General features: G+C 54.4%; 19 protein-coding genes and 1 pseudogene. 9 read left to right on the top strand and 11 right to left on the bottom strand.

Features of this window, described 5'->3' with window-relative positions:
- Positions 1-30 precede the first annotated feature (30 nt).
- From B9K09_RS02885 to B9K09_RS02930, 10 genes are all read right to left on the bottom strand, one after another.
- Positions 31-1,611, bottom strand: coding sequence for a SpoVR family protein (locus B9K09_RS02885; protein ID WP_087515439.1), 1,581 nt, complete (start codon positions 1,609-1,611; stop codon positions 31-33).
- On the bottom strand, positions 1,608-2,879 hold the full coding sequence (locus tag B9K09_RS02890; protein ID WP_087515440.1) for a YeaH/YhbH family protein: 1,272 nt from the start codon (positions 2,877-2,879) through the stop codon (positions 1,608-1,610). The genes B9K09_RS02885 and B9K09_RS02890 overlap by 4 nt, the downstream gene beginning before the upstream one ends.
- Before the next feature lie 111 nt (positions 2,880-2,990).
- On the bottom strand, positions 2,991-4,913 hold the full coding sequence (locus B9K09_RS02895) for a PrkA family serine protein kinase (protein ID WP_087515441.1): 1,923 nt from the start codon (positions 4,911-4,913) through the stop codon (positions 2,991-2,993).
- A gap of 418 nt (positions 4,914-5,331) precedes the next feature.
- A complete protein-coding gene (glpE, locus tag B9K09_RS02900; protein ID WP_087515442.1) occupies positions 5,332-5,661 on the bottom strand; it encodes a thiosulfate sulfurtransferase GlpE in 330 nt (109 codons plus the stop codon).
- 2 nt (positions 5,662-5,663) lie between these two features.
- Complete coding sequence (locus B9K09_RS02905; RefSeq protein WP_087515443.1) at positions 5,664-6,482, bottom strand: symmetrical bis(5'-nucleosyl)-tetraphosphatase; 819 nt, start codon at positions 6,480-6,482, stop codon at positions 5,664-5,666.
- Positions 6,482-6,862 (bottom strand): Co2+/Mg2+ efflux protein ApaG, encoded by a 381-nt coding sequence (gene apaG / locus B9K09_RS02910; protein WP_087515444.1) that lies wholly within the window; start codon positions 6,860-6,862, stop codon positions 6,482-6,484. The genes B9K09_RS02905 and apaG overlap by 1 nt, the downstream gene beginning before the upstream one ends.
- Before the next feature lie 119 nt (positions 6,863-6,981).
- Complete coding sequence (gene rsmA / locus B9K09_RS02915; RefSeq protein ID WP_087515445.1) at positions 6,982-7,797, bottom strand: 16S rRNA (adenine(1518)-N(6)/adenine(1519)-N(6))-dimethyltransferase RsmA; 816 nt, start codon at positions 7,795-7,797, stop codon at positions 6,982-6,984.
- A 166-nt stretch (positions 7,798-7,963) separates the two neighbouring features.
- Positions 7,964-8,959 (bottom strand): 4-hydroxythreonine-4-phosphate dehydrogenase PdxA, encoded by a 996-nt coding sequence (gene pdxA / locus B9K09_RS02920; RefSeq protein ID WP_087515446.1) that lies wholly within the window; start codon positions 8,957-8,959, stop codon positions 7,964-7,966.
- Complete coding sequence (locus tag B9K09_RS02925) at positions 8,956-10,248, bottom strand: peptidylprolyl isomerase (RefSeq protein ID WP_177408628.1); 1,293 nt, start codon at positions 10,246-10,248, stop codon at positions 8,956-8,958. Before B9K09_RS02925 ends, pdxA begins: the two co-directional genes overlap by 4 nt.
- The gene (locus B9K09_RS02930; protein WP_087515448.1) at positions 10,229-13,003 is read right to left on the bottom strand and encodes an LPS-assembly protein LptD; all 2,775 of its coding nucleotides are present in this window, start codon (positions 13,001-13,003) and stop codon (positions 10,229-10,231) included. The genes B9K09_RS02925 and B9K09_RS02930 overlap by 20 nt, the downstream gene beginning before the upstream one ends.
- Positions 13,004-13,128: 125 nt before the next feature.
- On the opposite strand from B9K09_RS02930, the gene B9K09_RS02935 reads away from it, so the two are divergent.
- The 3 genes from B9K09_RS02935 to B9K09_RS02945 are packed head-to-tail and all read left to right on the top strand — an operon-like array spanning position 13,129 to position 15,573.
- Entirely contained in the window at positions 13,129-14,163 is a 1,035-nt protein-coding gene (locus tag B9K09_RS02935) for an aminoglycoside phosphotransferase family protein (protein ID WP_087515449.1), read from the top strand.
- The gene (gene murU / locus B9K09_RS02940) at positions 14,160-14,831 is read left to right on the top strand and encodes an N-acetylmuramate alpha-1-phosphate uridylyltransferase MurU (RefSeq protein WP_087515450.1); all 672 of its coding nucleotides are present in this window, start codon (positions 14,160-14,162) and stop codon (positions 14,829-14,831) included. The genes B9K09_RS02935 and murU overlap by 4 nt, the downstream gene beginning before the upstream one ends.
- Before the next feature lies 1 nt (position 14,832).
- On the top strand, positions 14,833-15,573 hold the full coding sequence (locus B9K09_RS02945; protein ID WP_087515451.1) for a DnaJ domain-containing protein: 741 nt from the start codon (positions 14,833-14,835) through the stop codon (positions 15,571-15,573).
- 25 nt (positions 15,574-15,598) lie between these two features.
- On the opposite strand, the gene B9K09_RS02950 is transcribed toward B9K09_RS02945, so the two are convergent.
- A complete protein-coding gene (locus B9K09_RS02950) occupies positions 15,599-16,666 on the bottom strand; it encodes an alpha/beta hydrolase family protein (protein WP_087515452.1) in 1,068 nt (355 codons plus the stop codon).
- Between the two features lie 136 nt (positions 16,667-16,802).
- On the opposite strand from B9K09_RS02950, the gene rpe reads away from it, so the two are divergent.
- The 6 genes and pseudogenes from rpe to trpC all read left to right on the top strand — a co-directional run bounded on the left by rpe (position 16,803) and on the right by trpC (position 22,368).
- On the top strand, positions 16,803-17,477 hold the full coding sequence (rpe, locus tag B9K09_RS02955; protein WP_087515453.1) for a ribulose-phosphate 3-epimerase: 675 nt from the start codon (positions 16,803-16,805) through the stop codon (positions 17,475-17,477).
- A pseudogene (locus B9K09_RS02960) lies at positions 17,474-18,335 on the top strand (phosphoglycolate phosphatase). Before rpe ends, B9K09_RS02960 begins: the two are co-directional and overlap by 4 nt.
- 68 nt (positions 18,336-18,403) lie before the next feature.
- Positions 18,404-19,879 carry an anthranilate synthase component I gene (gene trpE / locus B9K09_RS02965; protein WP_087515455.1) on the top strand — a complete coding sequence of 492 codons (1,476 nt, stop codon included), beginning with the start codon at positions 18,404-18,406 and terminating at the stop codon, positions 19,877-19,879.
- Positions 19,880-19,889: 10 nt separating this feature from the next.
- Positions 19,890-20,483 (top strand): aminodeoxychorismate/anthranilate synthase component II, encoded by a 594-nt coding sequence (locus B9K09_RS02970; RefSeq protein ID WP_087515456.1) that lies wholly within the window; start codon positions 19,890-19,892, stop codon positions 20,481-20,483.
- Entirely contained in the window at positions 20,483-21,532 is a 1,050-nt protein-coding gene (trpD, locus tag B9K09_RS02975; RefSeq protein ID WP_087515457.1) for an anthranilate phosphoribosyltransferase, read from the top strand. The genes B9K09_RS02970 and trpD overlap by 1 nt, the downstream gene beginning before the upstream one ends.
- Positions 21,529-22,368 carry an indole-3-glycerol phosphate synthase TrpC gene (gene trpC / locus B9K09_RS02980; protein ID WP_087515458.1) on the top strand — a complete coding sequence of 280 codons (840 nt, stop codon included), beginning with the start codon at positions 21,529-21,531 and terminating at the stop codon, positions 22,366-22,368. Before trpD ends, trpC begins: the two co-directional genes overlap by 4 nt.
- The last annotated feature ends 6 nt before the right edge of the window (positions 22,369-22,374 follow it).

The raw sequence follows: 22,374 nt of genomic DNA on the forward strand, positions 1-22,374 counted from the left end.
CTCTTTAGCGGGAAGGCAAAGCACAACCTATCAAATGGGCGGGATGATCAGGTCTAGGCGCGGGTAGTCAGCCTCACGTTCAGCTTCCTTTTTGGGCGGTACATGCTGGCTGTTGATCTGTTTGTCGCCTTGCATCACTTCAAGATGGATGTCGAAGCCCCACAGGCGATGCAGGTGCTTGAGAACTTCCTCGGTGGAGTCGCCCAGTGGTTTTCGATCATGCTGCTGATGGCGCAAGGTCAGGGAGCGATCACCGCGTCGGTCGATGCTCCATATCTGCACATTGGGCTCCCGGTTGCCCAGGTTGTATTGCGCGGCTAAGGTTTCGCGAATTATTTGGTAGCCGTTATCGTCGTGGATGGCTGGGACAAGCAATTCATCTTGCTGGTCGTCATCGAGCACGCTGAATAGCTTCAAGTCGCGGATCACTTTGGGCGATAAGTACTGCAGGATAAAACTCTCATCCTTGAAGCTGTGCATGGCGAACTTAAGGGTGCTCAACCAATCACTGCCCGCGATTTCCGGGAACCAGCGCTGGTCTTCCTCTGTTGGATCCTCACAGATCCGGCGGATGTCGCAATACATGGCAAACCCTAAAGTGTAGGGATTGATGCCACTGTAATACGGGCTGTCGAATGCTGGTTGGTAGACCACGCTGGTGTGCGACTGTAAAAACTCGATCATAAAACCGTCTGTGACCAAGCCTTCGTCATAGAGGTCGTTCATTAACGTGTAATGCCAGAAGGTTGCCCAGCCTTCGTTCATGACTTGGGTCTGGCGCTGTGGATAAAAATACTGGGCTATTTTGCGCACTATTCGAATCACTTCACGCTGCCAAGGCTCAAGCAGCGGCGCATGTTTCTCGAGGAAATACAGGATGTTTTCTTGTGGCTCAGAAGGAAAGCGGTTGTCGTCTTTGTCGCTGTCCTTGCTCGCGCCTTTAGGGATGGTGCGCCACAGGTCGTTGATCTGCTTTTGCAGATGCTCTTCGCGCTCTTTCTGGCGGCGGCGCTCTTCCTCGGCGGATATTGGGTAAGGGCGTTTGTAGCGATCAACGCCGTAATTCATCAGTGCGTGGCAGGAGTCGATCAGGTCTTCAACTGCATCAATGCCGTGGCGTTCTTCGCATTGCATGATGTATTGCTTGGCGAACACCAGATAATCGATGATCGAGCTAGCGTCTGTCCACGTGCGGAACAGATAGTTGCCTTTGAAAAAACTGTTGTGGCCATAACAGGCATGGGCGATGACCAGTGCCTGCATGCACATGGTGTTCTCTTCCATGAGGTACGCGATGCACGGGTCAGAGTTGATCACGATTTCGTATGCGAGCCCCATTTGCCCGCGGCTGTAGTTTTTCTCGGTAGAGAGGAACTGTTTGCCGTACGACCAGTGGTGATAACCCAGCGGCATGCCAATAGAGGCGTAGGCGTCCATCATTTGTTCGGCGGTGATCACTTCAATCTGATTGGGATAAGTATCCAGCGCATAGCGTTCGGCAAGCCGGCTGATTTCACGGTCGTAGGTCCGGATCAGCTCAAAGGTCCACTCCGAGCCGGTGGAGATTGGTTGACGCTTCTTTTCGGATACAGCCTTCTCAGGATTGATCATGCTGTTAGCCTGCGCTGAAAGAGTTCGCGGAATACCGGGTAAATATCACCGGCAGTCACCAACTGTTGCTGAGCAAAGGTGTCAGCAAACGCCTCACTAATCTGTTGGTATTCGTACCACAGTGCTTGATGCTCGCGCGGGGTGATTTCGACATAGGTGAAGTACTGCACGAACGGCATTATCTGGTTGATCAGAATGTCTTTACACACCGGTGAGTCGTCATTCCAGTTGTCGCCATCCGAGGCTTGCGCGGCGTAGATGTTCCATTCATTCACCGGGTAACGCTCGGTCATGACTTCTTGCATCAGTTTCAAGGCGCTGGAGACGATGGTGCCGCCAGTCTCGCGCGAATAGAAAAACTCCTCTTCGTCCACCTCGCGCGCACTGGTGTGGTGACGAATAAACACCACTTCAATTTTGTCGTAATTACGTTTGAGAAATAGGTAAAGCAGAATGAAGAAGCGCTTGGCGATGTCTTTGGTGGCTTGGGTCATTGAGCCAGAGACGTCCATCAAGCAGAACATCACCGCCTTTGAGCTGGGGTTTGGGTGTTTTACCAGCAGGTTGTATTTAAGGTCGAAGGTATCGAGAAACGGCACGCGATGGATGCGGGCCTGTAGTTTGCTGATTTCTTCCTCAGTGGCTTGAATATCGCCGAAGTTGTCCGGTTCTTCGCGCTTTAGGCGCTCAAGCTCAGCTTGCGCCAGTTTAAGCTTTGCCCGGCTGCTGCCCGATAGAGCAATGCGTCTGGCGTGGGCTGAGCGCAAGGTACGTACGATGTTGATGCGTGATGGATTGCCTTCACTGCTGATGCCCGCCCGCACGGTTTTAAAGGTGTCGGTACCGGTTAAATGACGTTTAACCAAGTTGGGCAGTTCGAGGTCTTCGAACATGAAGTCGAGAAATTCTTCCTGAGTAATCTGAAAGACGAACTCATCCATGCCTTCGCCGGAGTTGCTGGCTTTACCACTGCCCTGACCACCACCGCCCCCTTGTGGCCGGGGGATACGGTCACCGCTTGAAAACTCCTTGTTGCCGGGGTGCACAGTGGTTTGTTTGCCACCGCGGCCGTGATGCAATACCGGTTCGTCGATATCGCGTCCCGGTATGCTGATTTGCTCACCGTGCTCCATATCGGTAATTGAGCGATGGCTGACAGCCTCCTCAACTGCTTTTTTGATGTGCTCGCGGTAACGTCGCAAAAAACGCTGACGGTTTACCGTGCTCTTGTTCTTGCCGTTTAGACGTCGGTCTATCACGTAGCTCATGACTTCTCCTTAGAGAATGTCTGGGCGGTATTAGCCTCAGACAGCTCTATGGCTAGCAGACATTCAAGCGCCTGCAGCAACCCGCGCAGCCATGGGGCTGCCGGGTATTGGTTACTGCGATTTACGTACCCGTAGATACCACTCGGACAGCAGGCGAACTTGCTTATCGGTGTAACCACGCTCAACCATGCGCGTAACGAAGTCGTTGTGCTTTTGTTGATCCTCTTTGCTGGCTTTGGCGTTGAAGCTGATAACCGGTAGCAAGTCCTCGGTGTTGGAGAACATTTTCTTCTCGATCACCACGCGCAACTTCTCGTAACTGAGCCAGGTTGGGTTCTTGCCGTTGTTGTTGGCCCGGGCGCGCAATACAAAGTTGACGATCTCGTTGCGGAAGTCTTTTGGATTACTGATGCCTGCTGGTTTCTCGATTTTCTCCAGCTCTTCGTTAAGGGCGACACGGTTGAGGATTTCGCCGGTTTCCGGGTCGCGGTATTCCTGATCCTGAATCCAGAAGTCGGCGTACAGCACGTAGCGGTCGAAGATGTTCTGACCGTATTCACTGTAAGACTCAAGGTACGCGGTTTGAATTTCCTTGCCGATAAACTCGATATAGCGCGGTGCCAGGTATTCCTTGATGAAGCGTAAGTAACGTTCGCGAACCTCGGCCGGGAATTGCTCTTGCTCAATCTGTTGCTCGAGTACGTAGAGCAAATGCACCGGGTTGGCTGCGACTTCGTTTGCATCGAAGTTGAAGACCTTTGACAAAATCTTGAAGGCAAAGCGGGTTGAGAGGCCGTTCATGCCTTCATCGACGCCTGCGCTGTCGCGGTACTCCTGAATTGACTTGGCTTTAGGGTCGGTGTCTTTGAGGTTTTCGCCGTCATAGACGCGCATCTTCGAGTAGATATTCGAGTTTTCTGGCTCTTTTAGGCGCGACAACACTGAGAATTGAGCCAGCATCTTCAAGGTGTCAGGCGCGCAGTGCGCATTGGCCAGGGAGCTATTGATCAGCAATTTGTCGTAGATCTTGATTTCATCGCTGACGCGCAAGCAATAAGGCACTTTGACGATATAAATCCGGTCGATGAATGCTTCGTTGTTCTTATTGTTACGGAAGCTATGCCATTCCGATTCGTTGGAGTGCGCAAGCAGTATGCCGTTGTAGGGGATCGCGCCGAGACCCTCGGTGCTGTTGTAGTTACCTTCCTGGGTGGCGGTGAGCAGTGGGTGAAGCACCTTGATCGGCGCCTTGAACATCTCAACGAATTCCATCATGCCTTGGTTGGCCCGGCACAGAGCGCCTGAGTAGCTGTACGCGTCGGCGTCGTTCTGTGGGTACTCTTCCAGCTTGCGGATATCGACCTTGCCGACCAGGGCGGAAATGTCTTGGTTGTTCTCGTCGCCAGGCTCGGTTTTGGCGACGGCAATCTGCTTGAGAATCGATGGGTAGAGTTTGACCACGCGGAACTGGCTGATGTCGCCACCAAACTCGCCAAGACGCTTGGTTGCCCACGGCGACATTATGCTGCTCAGATAGCGCCGGGGAATGCCGTATTCCTCCTCTAGAATCTCGCCGTCTTCGGCATCGCTAAACAAGCCAAGCGGGGACTCGAATACCGGCGAGTCCTTGATTGCATAGAACGGCACTTTCTCCATCAAGTGTTTGAGTTTTTCGGCCAAAGAAGACTTGCCGCCACCCACTGGGCCCAAGAGGTAGAGGATTTGTTTCTTTTCCTCCAGGCCCTGAGCTGCGTGGCGGAAATAGGAAACGATCTGGTCGATACACTCTTCCATGCCGTGGAAGTCGGCAAAGGCAGGATAGCGACGTATAACCTTGTTTGAGAATATTCTCGACAGTCGCGAGTTGCTTGAGGTGTCGAGTAGCTCCGGTTCGCCAATGGCCAGTAATAACCGCTCTGCTGCCGAGGCGTAAGCGCTGCGATCCTGCTTACATAGCTCGAGATACTCCTGCAGAGACAGCTCTTCCTGGCGTGTCGATTCGAAACGTTGTTGGAAGTGACTGAAAATGCTCATGACTTCACCTCGCTCGATGTTCAGAGACGGCTCGGGGTCGGTCGTGCAGGCGCTGGCGGTTTAGCTGAGCTTCAGCTACAGATATCCCCCCAGAACACCTACTGAACCTCAGAAAACTACTGCGCTAGGCATTGCTGCGCGTTGCCAGGCTGCTCAATCACGCAGTTTCATCGATAAACTGCGCTTTCTCGCGGTCGATGCTTTGCACTGCCTTTGCGCCCTGCATTTTTCAAGAGGTCCTTATCATACCGATGGCCCGGATGCCGGATGGCAGGCTCTACTTGGTATTTAGATGGCCTAAGATAAATGATAGTTGGTAATTAGAGAGGTCAAGCGTCAAGTGGCCATATCCTTATGATGGAAATGCCAGAATGGGGCGCCAAGCCTTGGCTGGTGCGGCTTGGCGTGATGTAAAAAATTATTCCTGATCAGACTTGCTGGTTTCGTCTGGGAAGCGCGCGTGCCATAGCTCAAAGCCACCATCAAGGCTGTAAACCTCAGTGAAACCTTGGCCGATCAGGTAGGCCGCAGCGCCCTGACTGGAATTGCCGTGGTAGCAGGAGACGATCAAGGGGTGATCGAGGTCCGCTTGGGCGATAAAGTCGACCAGTGAATGGTTATCAAGATGTTGTGAGTCACTGATGTGTCCAGCGGCAAAGCTGTCCGGGTCGCGAATGTCGACGACCACAGCGCCTTGCTGACGCAGTGCGTGGGCTTGCTCGGGGGAAATTCGTTTGAACTCACTCATTACTATTCCTCGCGGCACTCACAGCGGTGCAGCTTAGCATTATCGATATTCATCAAGGTCAGGGCGCCACCCCATACGCAGCCAGTATCCAGAGGGTACAGGTCGGGCTCTGAGCATTTGCCTTCAAGTGCTGCCCAGTGCCCAAAGATAATCTTGGTGCCGAGGCTTTTGCGTTGTTTATGGCTGAACCACGGCTGGTAGCCTGGTGGAGCAGTATCCAAACCTTCCTTGCTTTTCAGGTCCAGAGTGCCATCGGCTGTGCAAAAACGCATGCGGGTGAAGTAATTGGTGATCACCCGTAAACGTGTGACGCCGCTTAATTCGCTATTCCACACACTGGGTTCATTGCCGTACATGCCATCGAGAAACTCTTTCAAGCGGCTGTCATCGCGCAGGACTTCTTCAACTTCGGCTGCGCGTTTGAGGGCTTTTTCGATAGTCCACTGTGGCGCAATGCCCGCATGCACCATCGCCAAGTTGCGCGAGGCATCAAAGTGCATGAGTTTTTGCTGGCGCAGCCAATCGAGCAAGTCTGTCCGGTCCGGTGCGTCGAGGATTTCTTGCAGGGTGTCGGACTTTTTCAAGCGTTCGACATTCTGGGAAACGGCCAGCAGGTGGAGATCATGATTGCCCAGCACACAGGTGACTGACTCACGCATGGCATAGAGAAAGCGCAACGTCTCAAGTGATTGCGGGCCACGGTTTACCAAATCACCTGCCAGCCAGAGCTTGTCTTTAGCAGGGTCGAAGTTGACACCTTCGAGTAAACATTTAAGCGGTTTTAGGCAGCCCTGCAGGTCGCCAACAGCATAAGTCGTCATCAGTGCAATGAACCTGGAACAGCCAGACGGAAGGGGGCGATGTTGGCATCAAAGGGAGTGCTGTCTTCGGCAATCATCTGATAGCTACCTTGCATGGTGCCCACTCGTGTCGTCATGACTGTGCCGCTGGTGTAGGTGTGGGTTTGGCCTGGCGCAATCAACGGTTGTTCGCCGACCACACCCGCGCCGCGAACTTCTTGTACGCGACCTTCTCCATCCGTGATTAACCAGTGCCGCGATATAAGCTTGGCCGCAAGTTGACCGTTATTGGTAATGGTCACGGTGTAGGCGAATGCGAAACGGTTTTGCTCGACCTGTGATTGCTCCGGCAGGTACTGAGTCGCAATGCTGACGTCTATTTGGTAAGGCGAATCTGACATGCTCAAACCTGCGGGGCTAGGTAAAACGGTAAATTGGGTATGCGCGTACAGACATAAAGCTTTAACCCGTTTTTACGCGGGCACATGTCTATTTAGTTGCTGGCAGAGCTCGAGGTTGTTCACGTCGGGCTGCTTTCTGTGCTCTGTTCCACCAGTTTGTCGGCCAAGCGCACGAATGCTGCCAAGTCGAGCTGTTCTGGGCGCAGGCTGCCATCGACTCCTGCCGCTTCAATCTCACTGGCAGGCATTAAAGTCTTGAGCGTATTGCGCAAGGTTTTGCGGCGCTGGCTAAACGCTTCACGCACAACGCGCTCGAGCAGTTTGTGATCCTTGGCAGGGTGCGGCAGAACTTCGTGCGGCACCAGGCGAACAATGGCTGAGTCGACTTTAGGCGGGGGATTGAACGCCCCCGGGCCAACATTGAATAAGTGCTCAACTCGGCAGTGGTACTGCACCATGATCGATAACCGTCCCCAATCACCGCCGCCAGGGCCTGCGGCAAGACGCTCAACCACTTCCTTTTGTAGCATGAAGTGCATGTCACGTATCAGTGATGCATTGTTCAGCAGGTGGAAAATCAATGGGGTCGAGATGTTGTACGGCAAGTTACCAACTACTCGGAGGCTGCGTGGCTGCGCTTCAAGTCGATTGAAGTCAAACTTCAGGGCGTCACCCTGATTCAGGCGAAAGCGCGGTTCGCTGCCGAACTTGGCTTGCAGGATCGGGATCAGGTCTTTGTCGAGTTCAATTACATCCAGCTGTGTGCCGCTGTTGAGCAGGCCTTCAGTCAGGGCGCCTTGTCCCGGACCGATCTCAAGCAGGTGCTCGCCTTCTTTGGCGTGGATTGCGCGAAGGATGCGGTGGATCACGCCGGCGTCGTGCAGAAAGTTCTGGCCAAAACGTTTGCGCGCACGGTGTTGGTAACTCTCGGACATTAGTAACTCTCGGACATTAGTAGCTTTCAGGCATTAAAAGCAGCTTCAAGCGTCAAGCCAGGCTTAAAGCAAATATAAAGGCTTAGGGGTCGTTAGTTTAACAGGGAGTCAGCGCGCTGGCGTCGGTCATCATCGGCGAATGAGCGCAGAGTGGTTTAGCCCGTGATTAACCGCGCAATTGGCTAGCGGCCATCGCATAGGCGGTTTGCAGGGCGACATCCAGGCTTCCACTGTCGATATTGCCACTGCCAGCCAGGTCCAGGGCGGTGCCGTGGTCGACTGAGGTGCGGATAATCGGTAGGCCCAGAGTGATATTCACCGCTGCGCCGAATCCTTTGAACTTGAGCACTGGCAAACCCTGATCGTGATACATCGCCAGCACCGCATCGCAATGGTCGAGATGCTTGGGGGTGAACAATGTATCGGCAGGGAGAGGGCCAATTAGCTGTATGCCTTCGGCGCGCAGGCGGTCAAGGGTGGGCTCGATGATTTCGATCTCTTCGCGGCCAAGGTGTCCGCCTTCACCTGCGTGGGGGTTCAGGCCACAGACTAAAATACGTGGGTTTTCGAGGCCGAACTTGGTGCGCAGGTCGTTGTGGAGGATGCGTGTGACACGGCTTAAGCGTTCGTCGGTAATCGCCTCGGCCACATCTTTAAGCGGTAGATGGGTGGTGACCAACGCCACACGCAAGCCATGGGTCGCGAGCATCATTACCACTTGTTCGGTGTGCGTCAGCTCAGCCAGAAACTCGGTATGTCCTGAAAAGGCAATGCCTGACTGGTTGATCACACCTTTATGCACGGGGGCGGTAATCATCCCGGCAAAGTGTCCGTCAAGGCAGCCTTGGCCTGCGCGAGTCAGTGTTTCAAGCACATATCCGGCATTGGCTGCATCCAGTCGGCCAGCAGTGACTGGTGTCGCTAAAGGGGTATCCCACACATACAGGCTGCCTGCGGGTGCGGGGCGGTCTGGCCACGCAGCAGGGCTGGTGCTGATTAAGCGGATATTCAAGCCGAGTAAAGCCGCACGCTCTGCAAGCAGGGTGTGGTTGGCAATTACAATGAGCGGATGGGGATGTGCTTGCTGGGCAAGCAGCAGGCATAGGTCGGGACCTATGCCTGCTGGCTCACCCGGCGTCAGTGCAAAGCGTTGCGCTGTCACTGTTTAACTTCTACGTAAGCCTCGTCGCGGATCTGGCGTAGCCAGGCTTGCAGCTCTTCGTCGTACTTGCGGTTACGCAAGATGGTCTGCGCCTGCTGCTTGCGAGATTGCTCGCTGCTGTCAGTGGCGCGACGGCCAATCACTTCAAGAACGTGCCAGCCATAACGCGACTTAAATGGCTTGGAGACTTCACCGCTTGGGGTGGCGTCCATCACTTCGCGGAACTCAGGCACCAATGCCGTTGGATCAATCCAGTCAAGCTTGCCGCCGTTGAGTGCCGAGCCCGGATCTTCCGAGTAGCTCTTCGCCAGTTCGGCGAAGTTTTCACCTGCTTGAATGCGCTCGTAAAGGCGTTCAGCCAGGCGCTGGCTCTCAGCATCGCTACGGATTTCGTTTGGCTTGATCAGGATATGACGAACACTGACTTCGTCACGCATCTGGGCGCCACCGCCGCGTTTTTCCTGCAGCTTGATGATGATAAAGCCGCCGGGTGTGCGTACTGGTTCAGTGATGTCGCCAGCACTCATGGAACTCAGCATGCTGTCGAACGGAGGTGGTAGTTGGCCAGCTTTGCGCCAGCCCATTTCCCCGCCTTCCAAGGCCGTTTCGCTAGACGAGCGGGCGATTGCCAATTGAGCGAAGTCGGCACCTTGCTGCAACTGCTGGTAAACGTCTTGGGCTTGGCGGGCAGCCGCTTGAACTTGTTCAGGCGCTGCACTTTCAGGAACTGGCACCAGAATGTTAGCCAAGCGGAACTCTTCCGACAGCTGCATTTTGCCTAGGTCCGAGGCCAGGAAGTTTTGTACTTCTTGATCGGATACCTGAATACGATCAGCAACGCGGCGCTGGCGCACGCGGCTGATGATCATTTCACGGCGCACCTGATCCCGCGCATCGTCAAACGACAGGCCATCTCTGTTCAGTGCAGCACGGAACTGGTCAACGCTCATGCCATTGCGCTGGGCAATGGTGCCGATGGCCTGATTAAGCTCCTCGTCGGTGATGCGAATTCCCGACCGCTCGCCAATCTGCAGTTGGATGTCTTCAATAATCAGACGCTCCAACACCTGCTGTTGAAGCACGTGCTCAGGCGGTAATGCTGAACCACGCTTAGCGATCGTTTGCTGGACCTCATTCATGCGCGCATTAAGCTGGCTTTGCATGATGACATCGTTATCGACGATGGCCGCTACGCGGTCCAAAGGTTGTACTTCAGCGTGTACCGCAGTACCTATTAGCATCGCGCCCAGCAACAGCGGGCGCACGTAATTAGAAAGCTTTGTCTTCACGTTCACGATAACCTTGAATGCCTTGGTCGAGGAAAGATTCAGTTTTGTTGCCAGTCACACCGCCCAAGCCTTTGAGTACGATCTGCAGGAAGATTCCGCGATCAGGCTCATCGTTAAACGATGGGTTCTGGCTAACTTCGTCATTGTCGATCCAGTAACGATTAATTAAGCGCAGTTTCCAGCAGCAGCTGTCGTACTCAAAACCACCAAAGGCTTCCAGCGTACGGTTGCGGCTGTAATCATACTGCCAGCGTGAAATAACGCTCCACTGCGGAACAATCGGCCAGATAACCGAGAAGTCATGCTGACTGATCTTGTAGTAATCCTTGATGTACTCATCGGTGCCAGGCGTGCCGTAGTCACCGCCGCCAACAACCCAGTTACCGGTGCTTTGGTCGTAACGAACGGTGTCGTTGCGATAGCGATAACCAGCGTTGATAACCTTGTTCGGGTTATCTTCAGGTTGATAGTGGAACATTGCACTGCCGGAACGAGTGCGGTGGCTGTCTGGATCCCAGTTGAAATCTGAGCTGAAGCGCCAGTCGCGGTTGAAGCGATACAGATACTGCAGCGCGTAAGGTGATACCGATGCCTGAGCATCGTCACGCGTTTTGTAATCAATGCCTGGCAACTGCACTTTGCGGTCAGCAAAGTAGAAGGCTTGGCCGATGCTGAAGCGCTGACGCTCGAAGCCATTGTCCTCGATCCAGCGGTTGGTCACGCCCAGCGACAGTTTGTTTTCGTCACCGATGCGGTCTTTACCGGAGAAACGGTTCTCACGGAATAACGAGTTGTAGCTGAAGGTAGATTCACTGGTATCGAATACCGGGATATCGGTTTGATCTTCTTCAGGTACATAGAGGTAGAACAAGCGCGGCTCAAGGGTCTGGCGATAATTGGTGCCGAACCATTGGGTGTTGCGATCAAAGTACAATCCACTGTCGACGCTGAGCATGCCAACGCCACGGTTTTGTGTGCTGTCATACTTCTGCTCGGCGAGCAAAGTCGACTTGCCTTGGCTATCCAGGTCCAGATCGTAGTTGGTGTACAGGTATTTAGCCTGTGGCTTGATGTAGCCCCAGCTCCAGTCCAGCGGCAAGCTTACCGCTGGCTCAAGGTGTAACCGGTCACCGTTGGCGCGGGCTAGACCCCTGACGTTCTCGTCGAGACGTCGTTCAGGGTTGCCTTCATCGTCAATGTAGTTACCGCTGCGCAGGTCACGATCAAAGCGAACCAGCTCAGTGCCGTAAGCGAACTGAACACCACCTGGTTGGAATGGCAGCTTACCGTTCAAGGTGATTTGCGGCAGGCGGTTGTAAGGGGTGATATCGCTGATAGTCGCCAGCTCATACGCATGAGCGTTAAGTTTGGCGGTATAGCTGTCACCACGGTAAGTCAGGGTGCCGCGCTGGTTAACGAAGTCCGGCGTATCAATACCAAGATCAGTATTCAGGTCCTGGAAGTAGTACGGGTCACTAATGTCGGTGTAGTCAACCTCAGCCAGCAGCCGATCATTCAGGCCACCTTTGTGCTGCCAGCTGTACATCCAGCGAGTGTCGCTGTAGTCGGACTGGAGCTTGCGGTCATCGTTCTCATCGTTAAGGTAGGCGGCGCCAATCTGGCCTTCGCTATTCTTTGTCAGATAACGGCCTTCGCCTTCCATCAACAAGCCACGGTCACTCATATACGTTGGGTACAGAGTGGCGTCGTAGTTGGGGGCCAGGTTGAAGTAGTACGGCGTCTGTAACTCGAAACCGTTGTCGCTTGAGCTGCCGATGGTGGGTGGCAGGAAGCCTGACTGGCGACGATCATCGATAGGGAAGTAGATATACGGTGTGTAAAACACCGGGAAATCTTTGACCCGCAGGGTTACGTTAGTTGCGGTACCGAAGCCGGTGGCAGGGTTTAACGTGATGTTGTTACCTGTCAGGTGCCAGGCATTGCTGCCAGGTTCGCAACTGGTGTAAGTACCGTCTTTGAGTCGAATAATCGCGGTTTCTTCACGCTTGGCGTACAACGCGTTGCCGCGAATGTGACCGCGGTGCATGACGTATTCGGCGTTATCGATTTTGGCTTCGCCGTTATCGAGCTGTAGCTCGGCATGATCGCCGACAACCAAGGCACCTTTGTCGCGCAGACGAACGTTGCCGTTCAGCTCGCCGAGGTTTTCAGCTTGCCGTAGGTTGGCTTCATCAGCTTCAACCTGCATGCCTGCCTGGCGTATGACGACATCACCCGCCAACGTGGCAATCTGCTCTTCCTGCTGGTAGCGCGAGGCTTTGGCAGAGACGAACATCGGCGCCTGACTTAGCGGCGTATCGTCATTCATGCCTGGGCGTTCAGGCTCGACGTAGGCACCCGAACAGTACGGGGCGGTTTCGGCCAGCTGCGCTTCGCTCAACTTTTCACGCGGCACCCAGTCCAAATGGCTGTAGTCTGCGCTGCGAGATGTCAGACCTTTGCCTTCACTTTCAGTGACAAGCTTGGTGCCGACAGCTGCGGCTGCAACTTTACCGCCGCTACTGCTCTCTGAAGAGGCAGGCATGCTAATACTGGACTCGGTGTGAACCGGGCGCGCAGGCACTGCCGCATCAGCAGTTTTGGGGCTACACGCCCAACCGCCAGAGGCAGAGGCCGCACAGTCATACTGCTCGGCTGCTACAGCAAATTGACTGGCAACAGGTTGCAGGGCCAATAGGCCACTAGTCACCAGAAGTGGGAATTTTTTACGAATAGCGGGGTATTTTACTGCCATCTTATTTTTCCGGGCTTCCTGCGCGCTAATGACCTAGAGGCCGCACGCCTCTCGATGGGCTTGAAAAGATGCTGGATAATAAAGCATGACCCGCGCAACGGCTAGGGCCGTCGGAGACCCTTGTAATGCATAAAGAAGATATACGCCTACAACTGCTGGATAAATGGCTCGATCAACAACTGCCCAATGTGTTTGCAGAGCAAGGCTGGGGGGCGGTTCCAAGCGCCACAATGACCTCTGCCAGCAGTGATGCGAGCTTTCGTCGTTATTTTCGCTGGCAAGGCGAAAATCGCACATTAATTGTCATGGATGCCCCACCACCGAATGAAGATTGTCGGCCGTTTGTGAAAATAGCGGCCTTGCTCCAGCGGGCAAATTTGAATGTGCCGCTGATTTTGGCTGAAGATGTTGAGCAAGGTTTCTTGTTGCTAAATGATTTGGGGCGTCAGACGTATCTGGATGTCATCACCCCTGAAACTGCCGATGAATTGTTTGCCGACGCCTTGCAAGCACTCCTGGCGCTGCAGCAATTGCCAATGGATACAGCATTGCCTAGCTATGACACGGCATTGTTGCGTCGTGAGCTGGAGCTTTTCCCGGAGTGGTACGTTAAGCACCACTTGAAGACTGAGTTCAGTGCTGAGCAGCAAATCGCATGGGACAAAATCAGCGCTTTGTTGATCGACAGTGCGCTGGCGCAACCGCAGGTGCTGGTTCATCGCGACTTTATGCCACGCAATCTAATGATTAGTGAGCCTAATCCAGGTGTGCTCGATTTTCAGGATGCGGTCTATGGCCCAGTAACGTATGACGTGACCTGTCTGTTCAAGGATGCTTTTCTTAGCTGGCCGGAACCTCAGGTGCGTCAGTGGCTTGAAGGTTATTGGCAGAAGGCGCAGGCAGTGGGTATTCCAGTCCAGCCTGAACTCGAAGACTTTTTGCGCGCCAGCGACTTAATGGGGGTGCAGCGCCACCTGAAAGTCATCGGTATTTTTGCGCGCATTTGTCACCGTGATGGCAAGCCCAAGTATTTGGCTGATGTGCCGAGATTTTTCGCGTACATCAATGCGGTTATGCAGCGCCGCCCTGAACTGGCTGAATTGGCGCAATTATTTGCCAGTTTGCCGCAGGCAACTGAACCCTCGGTGAGTCAACTATGAAAGCGATGATTCTGGCTGCAGGTAAGGGCGAGCGCATGCGCCCGTTGACACTGCATACGCCAAAGCCGCTGGTGCGCGCGGCAGGTGTGCCTTTGATTGAATACCACATCAATGCCCTGGTCAGTGCGGGGTTTAGCGAGTTGGTGATCAATCATGCGTGGTTGGGGCAGCAGATCGAGGATTATCTCGGCGATGGGAGCCGTTTTGGGGTGAGCATCCGCTATTCCGCAGAAGGAGAGCCTCTGGAGACCGGGGGCGGAATTCATCGTGCTCTGCCGCTACTCGGTGACGAGCCATTTCTGGTGGTTAATGGCGATGTGTTTACTGATTACAGTTTCGCTAATTTGCAGCAACCCATTAATGGCTTGGCGCATTTGGTGTTGGTTGATAATCCTGCGCACCATACTCAGGGTGACTTTTATCTGCAGCAGGGCTTGGTCAATGATGGCGTTGCAGGTCAGGAGTGCCTGACCTATAGCGGCATTGCGGTGTTGTCGCCCCAGCTGTTTGCTGACTGTGAGCCGGGGGCTTTTAAGCTCGCACCGCTGTTGCGTGAGGCAATGGCTCGAGGGTTGGTCAGTGGTGAACATTTTAGCGGGCACTGGATAGATGTTGGCACGCATGAGCGTCTAGCCGATGTTGAGCGGCTGTTGGCGCAGGAGCACTAAAGTGATTTGGCCGAGCACAGTGTTGGGCGCTGTTGCAGGATTTGCCATTGCCAGTATTCCAGGTGGTTTACTGGGGGCGCTGCTTGGCCAAGTTGTCGATCGGCGTTTGCGTATGGCCAGTTGGGCGCAATTGCGTGAGCGGCTTGGCGGGCCTGCGCAGACCGACGATGATCAACTGCTGTTTCTAATGCTTGGGCGTCTAGCCAAATGTGACGGTCGGGTGTTGCCACAACATATCGAACAGGTGCGTTTAGAAATGCAGCGCTTGCGGCTTGATGAGGTGGCCCAACGGCGGGCGATTGAGGCATTTTCCAGAGGAAAAACCGGGCGTGACAATCTGCGCACACCGTTGCGTAGCCAAAGTCGAAATGCCACGCCGCTGTTGAGTGCATGCTGGCGTGTGGCAAATGCTGCTGGTCGGGTGAGTCGCACAGAGCGTGAGTTGATTTTGCTTTGGGGGACATGGTTGGGGGTGTCGGTGCATGCCAACGAATCGCTGCGCACAGGCGGCCAGTCAATGCCTGTTTCATCTGCATACCAGCAAGCGCTGCGATTGTTAGGCGTCACTGCTCAGAGTGAACGCGCAGAGATCAAGCGCGCATACCGGTTGCTGTTGAGTCGCCATCATCCGGATAAACTGCAAGGCAGTGGCGCCAGCGTAGACCAGGTGCGAGCGGCTACAGACAAAACCCGCGAGCTGCATCAGGCTTACGAGGTTGTACGCAAGCGTCATGGGTTTTAAGTCGTCCCAGCTGCTACGGGTGCGCCTACTGCGCCGCTGGGCCGGTATTGCTTTGCAAGTGCAAGCTAAGCCAGCCTTTGATGCGCCGAAATAGTTGCTCCTGCTCAACATCTCGATTGCCGGGTAGTGAAGTCATTGCCACTTGCAGGTAGGCCGTGCGTTTCTGCCTCTTCGCCGCATTCAGGCGTTGTTTGGCTGCGTCGCGTTCTACGGCTTGATCCTTGTAGTAAAAATCCCCGGTTGCAAGTTCAAGCTGGCTGATCAGTGTCTCCAGTTCGGGTTCAAAACCGGCAGGTGTCTGTGCGGCAACCAACAACAGATTGTTCACCGGCTGCGGTTGTTGTTGTTGTTGTTGTTGTTGTTGTTGTTGTTGTTCGGCGATATAGCGCGCCGCCCAGTAGGCGCCAGTTCCCTGGCCGGTCAATACAACTGTCGTGGCGCCTTTTTGCTGTGCGAAGGTAATACCTGCTGCGATGCGTGCAAATATGCGATCAACATAAGCCTGCTGTTTTTCTACGAGGTCACTGTCGCTAGGTTCAGGCATTGCAGTTGTATCCTGGCTTTGTTCAGCGGGGTCAGACGTTGCTTCCGCCGGTGTCGCAGGTATTTCTGGCTGCTCTGCGGGTACTTCGGCAGTTTCAGTGTTTGTATCTGGTGTTTCGTCTGGCGCAGGCTCATTGCCGTTCTCAGGCGATGGCGCTGCCTCGGCGTCTGGCAGTGTCAGGCTCAGGCTGCTCCAGCCAGCGTCCGGAAGTTTGCGCCGCAGTGGGCCAATGCCGATCGGCCAGTCTGCGCTCTCATCTTTGCCCGGAACTAAGATCACCGCCCCCATTGGTGTGGCGCTATTGGCAGGGCGCCATAAGGCTAGAAATGTTTCGTTTGCCTGGGTTTTCAGTTGCTGCTGTTCGTGAGCGGCTAATTGTCTTTCAAGGGCGGCTGTTTCGGCTTGGCTACGTTCGCCAAGGGCAGGGCGCACGGTGGATTTTTCATCAGCTTTTGCTGGTGTCTCAGCGCTTTCGGGGGCTGTTTCGGCATGCACCAATGGCCCAATGATTAGTAGGCTGAGAACGATAGAACGTGCGCGCAACAACATAAGTAAGCTTCCCCAAGGGCCAGAGTGTTCCAGCCTAGCTGTTTCGGCATCCACTTGTAAGCCGCTATATGCGCGGCAAAACCTTAGTGCGGGCTGCTACAATGCGCGCAATCCGTGTGTATTTCTGAGGTTAGCCATGCAGCCCTTCGCCATTGCCCCGTCAATCCTTTCCGCTGATTTTGCCCGTCTGGGTGAGGAGGTGGACAACGTCCTCGCTGCGGGCGCCGATATTGTTCACTTTGATGTAATGGACAATCACTACGTGCCTAATCTGACCATTGGGCCAATGGTCTGTGCAGCGTTGCGTAAGTACGGCATCACCGCGCCGATTGATGCACACCTGATGGTTAAGCCGGTAGACCGCATTATCGGTGACTTCATTGAGGCGGGTGCCAGCTATATAACTTTTCATCCAGAGGCCTCCGAGCACATCGACCGCTCACTGCAGTTGATCCGTGAAGGCGGCTGCAAGGCAGGTTTGGTGTTCAACCCGGCCACGCCACTGAGCGTGCTTAAGCATGTGCTGGATAAGGTCGACATGATCTTGCTGATGAGTGTTAACCCAGGGTTTGGCGGGCAGAAGTTTATCCCCGGGACCCTCGACAAGCTGCGTGAGGCGCGTGCGCTGATTGACGCGAGTGGGCGCGAGATTCGCCTGGAAATCGACGGTGGAGTCAATGTCGGTAATATTCGTGAAATCGCTCAAGCGGGCGCGGACACGTTTGTTGCAGGCTCGGCGATCTTCAATCAGCCGGATTACTCAGCGGTGATCAATGCCATGCGCGCTGAACTGGCGCAGGTGCAGGGCTGATGCCTTTAAGCTCCGTGCTTGCTGGAGAACTGCCGAAGTTGGTGATGTTCGACCTCGATGGCACCCTGATTGATTCAGCTCCGGATTTGGCTGTCGCCCTCGATAAAACCCTGCACTCGCTCGGCCACACGCCAGCGGGTATCGACAATGTGCGCCACTGGATTGGTAACGGCGCGCGCGTGTTGGTGCGCCGCGGACTGGCTAAGAACATGGCGCATGAACATGTTGATGAGGCGCAAGCAGGGCCTGCGCTTGAACTGTTTATGAGCGCATACGCCGATAATCACCAGCTGACGCAGGTTTATCCTGGCGTGGTCGAAACCCTCGACTGGTTGCAGGAGCAGGGTGTGGTGATGGCTGTGGTAACGAATAAACCTGAGCGGTTTGTTGCCCCGTTGTTAGATGAAAAGGGCTTGGGCGGATATTTTCGTTGGATTATTGGCGGAGATACCTTGCCACAGCAAAAGCCTGATCCTGCTGCGTTGCTGCATGTCATGCATATGGCTCAGGTCAGCGCTAACCAGGCGTTATTTGTCGGTGATTCGCGCAATGACGTGCTTGCAGCCAAGGCTGCGCAGGTTTCGTGCGTCGCACTGAGTTATGGCTATAACCACGGTCGGCCTATTAGCGAAGAGAGCCCAGCCTGTGTGTTGGATGATTTGCGTGAGCTGATACCGTTGATTTCCTTTGAGTCCGAAGCATCGCTGGGTTGATTAGACCCGGCGCCTGCGCTAGTGTTGCCTGACTTTACATCCACTCTCTAGAGATTTCCCCGTGGTGGTTACCTGCAAACTCTGGCTTGAACGAGCTGGAATGAAAATCATCAAGGCTCTGGCCCGTTGGCGCTGGCGCCTCTGAATTGATATTGGCCGGTTAGCCGGCGCGTTTGCACACGACCGTTTTACCCTCAAACCACGAGGCAGATCATGATCCGCGAAGAATTCCTGCGTTTAGCCGCTTCCGGCTATAACCGTATCCCTGTTGCCCACGAAACCATTGCTGACTTCGACACACCGCTGTCGATCTATCTGAAACTGGCTGATCAAGCCAACACCTATCTGCTTGAGTCAGTTCAGGGTGGTGAGAAATGGGGGCGTTACTCAATCATCGGCTTGCCAGCACGCACAGTGCTGCGCGCCTATGATCACACCGTCATTGTTAGCATCGACGGCGTCGAGACCGAACGTCACGAATGCGAAGACCCGCTAGATTTTGTCGAGAAGTTTAAAGAGCGCTATCGAGTCCCGACCCTGCCAGGCCTGCCGCGCTTTAATGGCGGTCTGGTCGGTTATTTTGGTTACGACAGTGTTCGTTACGTTGAAAAGCGTCTGGCTGTTTGCCCCAATCCAGACCCGCTGGGTAATCCGGATATTCTATTGATGGTCTCGGATGCGGTGGTTGTCTTCGACAATCTCGCTGGCAAGATGCATGCAATCGTACTGGCCGACCCTGCGCAGGATGACGGCTTCGAGCAAGCTCAAGCCCACCTGCAAGAAATCCTACATAAATTGCGCCAGCCGATTGAACCGCGCCTTGGTGTCGATCTGAATGCGCCGGTGGGTGCAGAACCTGCATTCCGCTCAAGCTTCAGTCGCGAAGACTATGAGCGTGCGGTTGATACCATCAAGGAATATATATTGGCGGGCGATTGCATGCAGGTGGTGCCATCGCAGCGCATGTCGATTGACTTCAAGGCCGCGCCGATTGATCTCTACCGGGCGCTACGCTGCATCAACCCGACGCCTTATATGTACTTCTTCAATTTTGGTGACTTTCACGTAGTTGGCAGCTCGCCAGAGGTGCTGGTGCGGGTTGAGGATAACCTCATTACCGTCCGCCCAATTGCCGGTACACGGCCACGTGGTGTCAACGAAGAAGCCGATCATGCGCTCGAAGAAGATCTGCTGTCCGATGCCAAGGAGATTGCTGAGCATCTGATGCTGATTGACCTTGGGCGTAACGACGTGGGCCGTGTGGCCAGCACGGGGAGCGTCAAGTTAACCGAGAAAATGGTCATCGAGCGTTACTCCAACGTGATGCACATCGTGTCCAACGTTACCGGGCAGTTGAAGCCAGGCCTGACGGCAATGGACGCCCTGCGCGCTATTTTGCCGGCAGGCACCTTGTCCGGTGCACCGAAAATCCGTGCCATGGAAATCATTGACCAGTTAGAGCCCGTGAAGCGCGGTGTGTACGGCGGGGCAGTGGGCTACATGGCATGGAACGGGAATATGGATACCGCGATCGCGATTCGTACGGCGGTGATCAAAAACGGTGAGCTGCATGTGCAAGCAGGCGGTGGGATTGTTGCTGACTCAGTGCCCGCACTTGAGTGGGAAGAAACGCTTAACAAACGTCGGGCTATGTTCCGCGCTGTTGCCCTAGCCGAACAATCTCACTGAGGAGTTTGCCATGTTACTGATGATTGATAATTACGACTCCTTTACCTACAACGTGGTGCAGTACCTCGGTGAGCTGGGTGAAGACGTCAAAGTTGTACGCAACGATGAGTTAACCATCGCCGATATCGAGGCGCTCAAGCCTGATCGTATAGTTGTGTCTCCCGGGCCTTGCACGCCGAATGAAGCGGGCGTGTCACTTGAAGTGATCAAACACTTCGCTGGCAAGCTGCCTTTGCTTGGTGTGTGCTTGGGGCACCAGAGCATCGGCCAGGCGTTCGGCGGCGATGTCGTGCGCGCACGGCAAGTCATGCACGGCAAAACCAGTCCGGTTCATCACTTCGATAAAGGTGTTTTTGCCGGGCTTAATAATCCGTTGACCGTGACTCGCTACCACTCGTTGGTGGTTAAGCGTGAAACCTTGCCCGACTGCCTTGAGGTGACCGCCTGGACCCAGACTGAAGACGGTGCGGTCGATGAAATTATGGGCCTGCGTCACAAGACCCTGGATGTCGAAGGTGTGCAGTTCCACCCGGAGTCTATTCTCACTGAGCAAGGCCATGAGCTATTTGCCAATTTCCTCAAACAACAAGGAGGCGTGCGCTGATGGATATCAAGCAAGCCCTTAATCGGATTGTCAGTCAGCTCGACCTTAGCACCGAGGAAATGCAGGACGTCATGCGCGAAATCATGACTGGCCAGTGCACTGAAGCCCAGATTGGCGCGTTCTTGATGGGCATGCGCATGAAGAGCGAAACAATCGATGAAATCGTCGGTGCCGTTTCTGTCATGCGTGAACTGGCCAGCCATGTTGTATTGCCGACCTTGGATCACGTTGTAGATGTGGTGGGGACTGGCGGCGACGGCGCGAACATCTTCAATGTTTCAACCGCCGCAAGTTTTGTTGTCGCAGCAGCGGGAGGCAAGGTTGCCAAGCATGGTAATCGCGCTGTTTCAGGCAAAAGCGGTAGCGCTGATTTACTCGAAGCCTCGGGCATCTATTTGAATTTGACCCCAGAGCAGGTCGCTCGCTGTATTGATAGCGTCGGTGTGGGTTTTATGTTCGCGCAGGTGCATCACAAGGCGATGAAGTATGCAGCTGGGCCGCGACGTGAGCTGGGGTTGCGCACACTATTCAATATGCTTGGCCCTCTGACGAACCCGGCGGGTGTCCAGCACCAGGTCGTTGGTGTGTTCAGTCAAGCCTTGTGCCGACCGCTGGCCGAGGTGCTCAAGCGCTTGGGTAGCAAGCATATTTTAGTGGTGCATTCGCGAGATGGTCTGGATGAGTTCAGCCTCGCGGCAGCGACTCATGTTGCCGAGTTGAAGGATGGTCAGATCAGCGAATATGAAGTGTTTCCAGAAGACCTCGGCCTAAAGAGCCAGAGTCTGGTTGGGCTTACGGTCGATAGCCCTGAAGCATCGCTTGAGTTGATTAGCGATGCATTGGGCAAGCGCAAAACTGAAGCCGGAGAAAAAGCGGCTGATATGATCGCACTCAATGCGGGCGCGGCGCTGTATGCTGCTGACTTAGCTACGAGCCTTAAAGAAGGTGTGCAATTGGCGCATGACGCCCTGTGCACCGGTCTTGCGCGCGAAAAAATGCAAGAGCTGGCATCATTCACTGCAGTATTCAAACAGGAGAACCAAGGGTGAGCGGGCCAACAGTTCTGGAAAAAATCCTTGCGCGTAAAGTCGAAGAAGTCGCTGCGCGTAGCCGCATCACCAGCCTCAGTGAGCTGGAGCGTGAGGCACGTGCTGCTGATGCGCCGCGTGGCTTTGCTCTAGCATTGCTTGACCAAGCAGCTGCGAAGAAGTCTGCGGTGATTGCCGAGATTAAAAAAGCTTCGCCAAGCAAAGGCGTGATCCGTGAGCACTTTGAACCTGGCGAAATTGCTCGCTGCTACCAGGAAGGCGGTGCAACCTGTTTATCGGTATTGACTGATATCGATTTTTTCCAGGGCGCTGATCACTTTTTGCAGATGGCACGTAACGCCTGCTCACTGCCGGTGCTGCGTAAAGACTTTATGATTGATCCCTACCAGATCGTCGAGTCGCGAGCATTAGGCGCTGATTGTGTGTTGCTGATTGCCTCTGCATTAGAAGATGGACAAATGGCTGAGCTGGCAGCTACGGCTAAGTCATTCAACCTTGATGTATTGGTTGAGGTGCACGACGCTGCAGAGCTAGAGCGCGCGTTGAACACGCTGGATACTCCGCTTATCGGTATCAACAACCGCAACCTGCATACCTTTGAGGTTAATCTGGATACAACTTTGGAGCTGTTGCCGCAGGTGCCACGCGACCGTCTGGTTGTGACCGAGAGTGGCATCATCAACCGTGCTGATGTTGAGTTGATGGAAATCAATGAGGTGTATGCATTTCTGGTTGGTGAAACCTTCATGCGTGCAGAGAAACCAGGGGTTGAACTGGAGCGTCTGTTCTTTCCGGACCGCAAGCGCTTGTTCAGTAATAACCTTGATGTCGATTAGTCGTAC

It is taken from the genome of Pseudomonas sp. M30-35, from assembly GCF_002163625.1.
In the GTDB taxonomy this organism is placed as follows: Bacteria; Pseudomonadota; Gammaproteobacteria; order Pseudomonadales; family Pseudomonadaceae; genus Aquipseudomonas.

What these genes read in the sequence shown, in the direction of transcription:
- B9K09_RS02930 (WP_087515448.1), bottom strand. Translation starts at nt 13,003, where the DNA reads ATGGCAGTAAAATACCCCGCTATTCGTAAAAAATTCCCACTTCTGGTG.
- trpD (WP_087515457.1), top strand. Translation starts at nt 20,483, where the DNA reads ATGGATATCAAGCAAGCCCTTAATCGGATTGTCAGTCAGCTCGACCTT.
- trpE (WP_087515455.1), top strand. Translation starts at nt 18,404, where the DNA reads ATGATCCGCGAAGAATTCCTGCGTTTAGCCGCTTCCGGCTATAACCGT.
- glpE (WP_087515442.1), bottom strand. Translation starts at nt 5,661, where the DNA reads ATGAGTGAGTTCAAACGAATTTCCCCCGAGCAAGCCCACGCACTGCGT.
- rpe (WP_087515453.1), top strand. Translation starts at nt 16,803, where the DNA reads ATGCAGCCCTTCGCCATTGCCCCGTCAATCCTTTCCGCTGATTTTGCC.
- B9K09_RS02890 (WP_087515440.1), bottom strand. Translation starts at nt 2,879, where the DNA reads ATGAGCTACGTGATAGACCGACGTCTAAACGGCAAGAACAAGAGCACG.
- B9K09_RS02950 (WP_087515452.1), bottom strand. Translation starts at nt 16,666, where the DNA reads ATGTTGTTGCGCGCACGTTCTATCGTTCTCAGCCTACTAATCATTGGG.
- B9K09_RS02895 (WP_087515441.1), bottom strand. Translation starts at nt 4,913, where the DNA reads ATGAGCATTTTCAGTCACTTCCAACAACGTTTCGAATCGACACGCCAG.
- B9K09_RS02885 (WP_087515439.1), bottom strand. Translation starts at nt 1,611, where the DNA reads ATGATCAATCCTGAGAAGGCTGTATCCGAAAAGAAGCGTCAACCAATC.
- B9K09_RS02905 (WP_087515443.1), bottom strand. Translation starts at nt 6,482, where the DNA reads ATGACGACTTATGCTGTTGGCGACCTGCAGGGCTGCCTAAAACCGCTT.
- apaG (WP_087515444.1), bottom strand. Translation starts at nt 6,862, where the DNA reads ATGTCAGATTCGCCTTACCAAATAGACGTCAGCATTGCGACTCAGTAC.
- rsmA (WP_087515445.1), bottom strand. Translation starts at nt 7,797, where the DNA reads ATGTCCGAGAGTTACCAACACCGTGCGCGCAAACGTTTTGGCCAGAAC.
- B9K09_RS02970 (WP_087515456.1), top strand. Translation starts at nt 19,890, where the DNA reads ATGTTACTGATGATTGATAATTACGACTCCTTTACCTACAACGTGGTG.
- murU (WP_087515450.1), top strand. Translation starts at nt 14,160, where the DNA reads ATGAAAGCGATGATTCTGGCTGCAGGTAAGGGCGAGCGCATGCGCCCG.
- B9K09_RS02935 (WP_087515449.1), top strand. Translation starts at nt 13,129, where the DNA reads ATGCATAAAGAAGATATACGCCTACAACTGCTGGATAAATGGCTCGAT.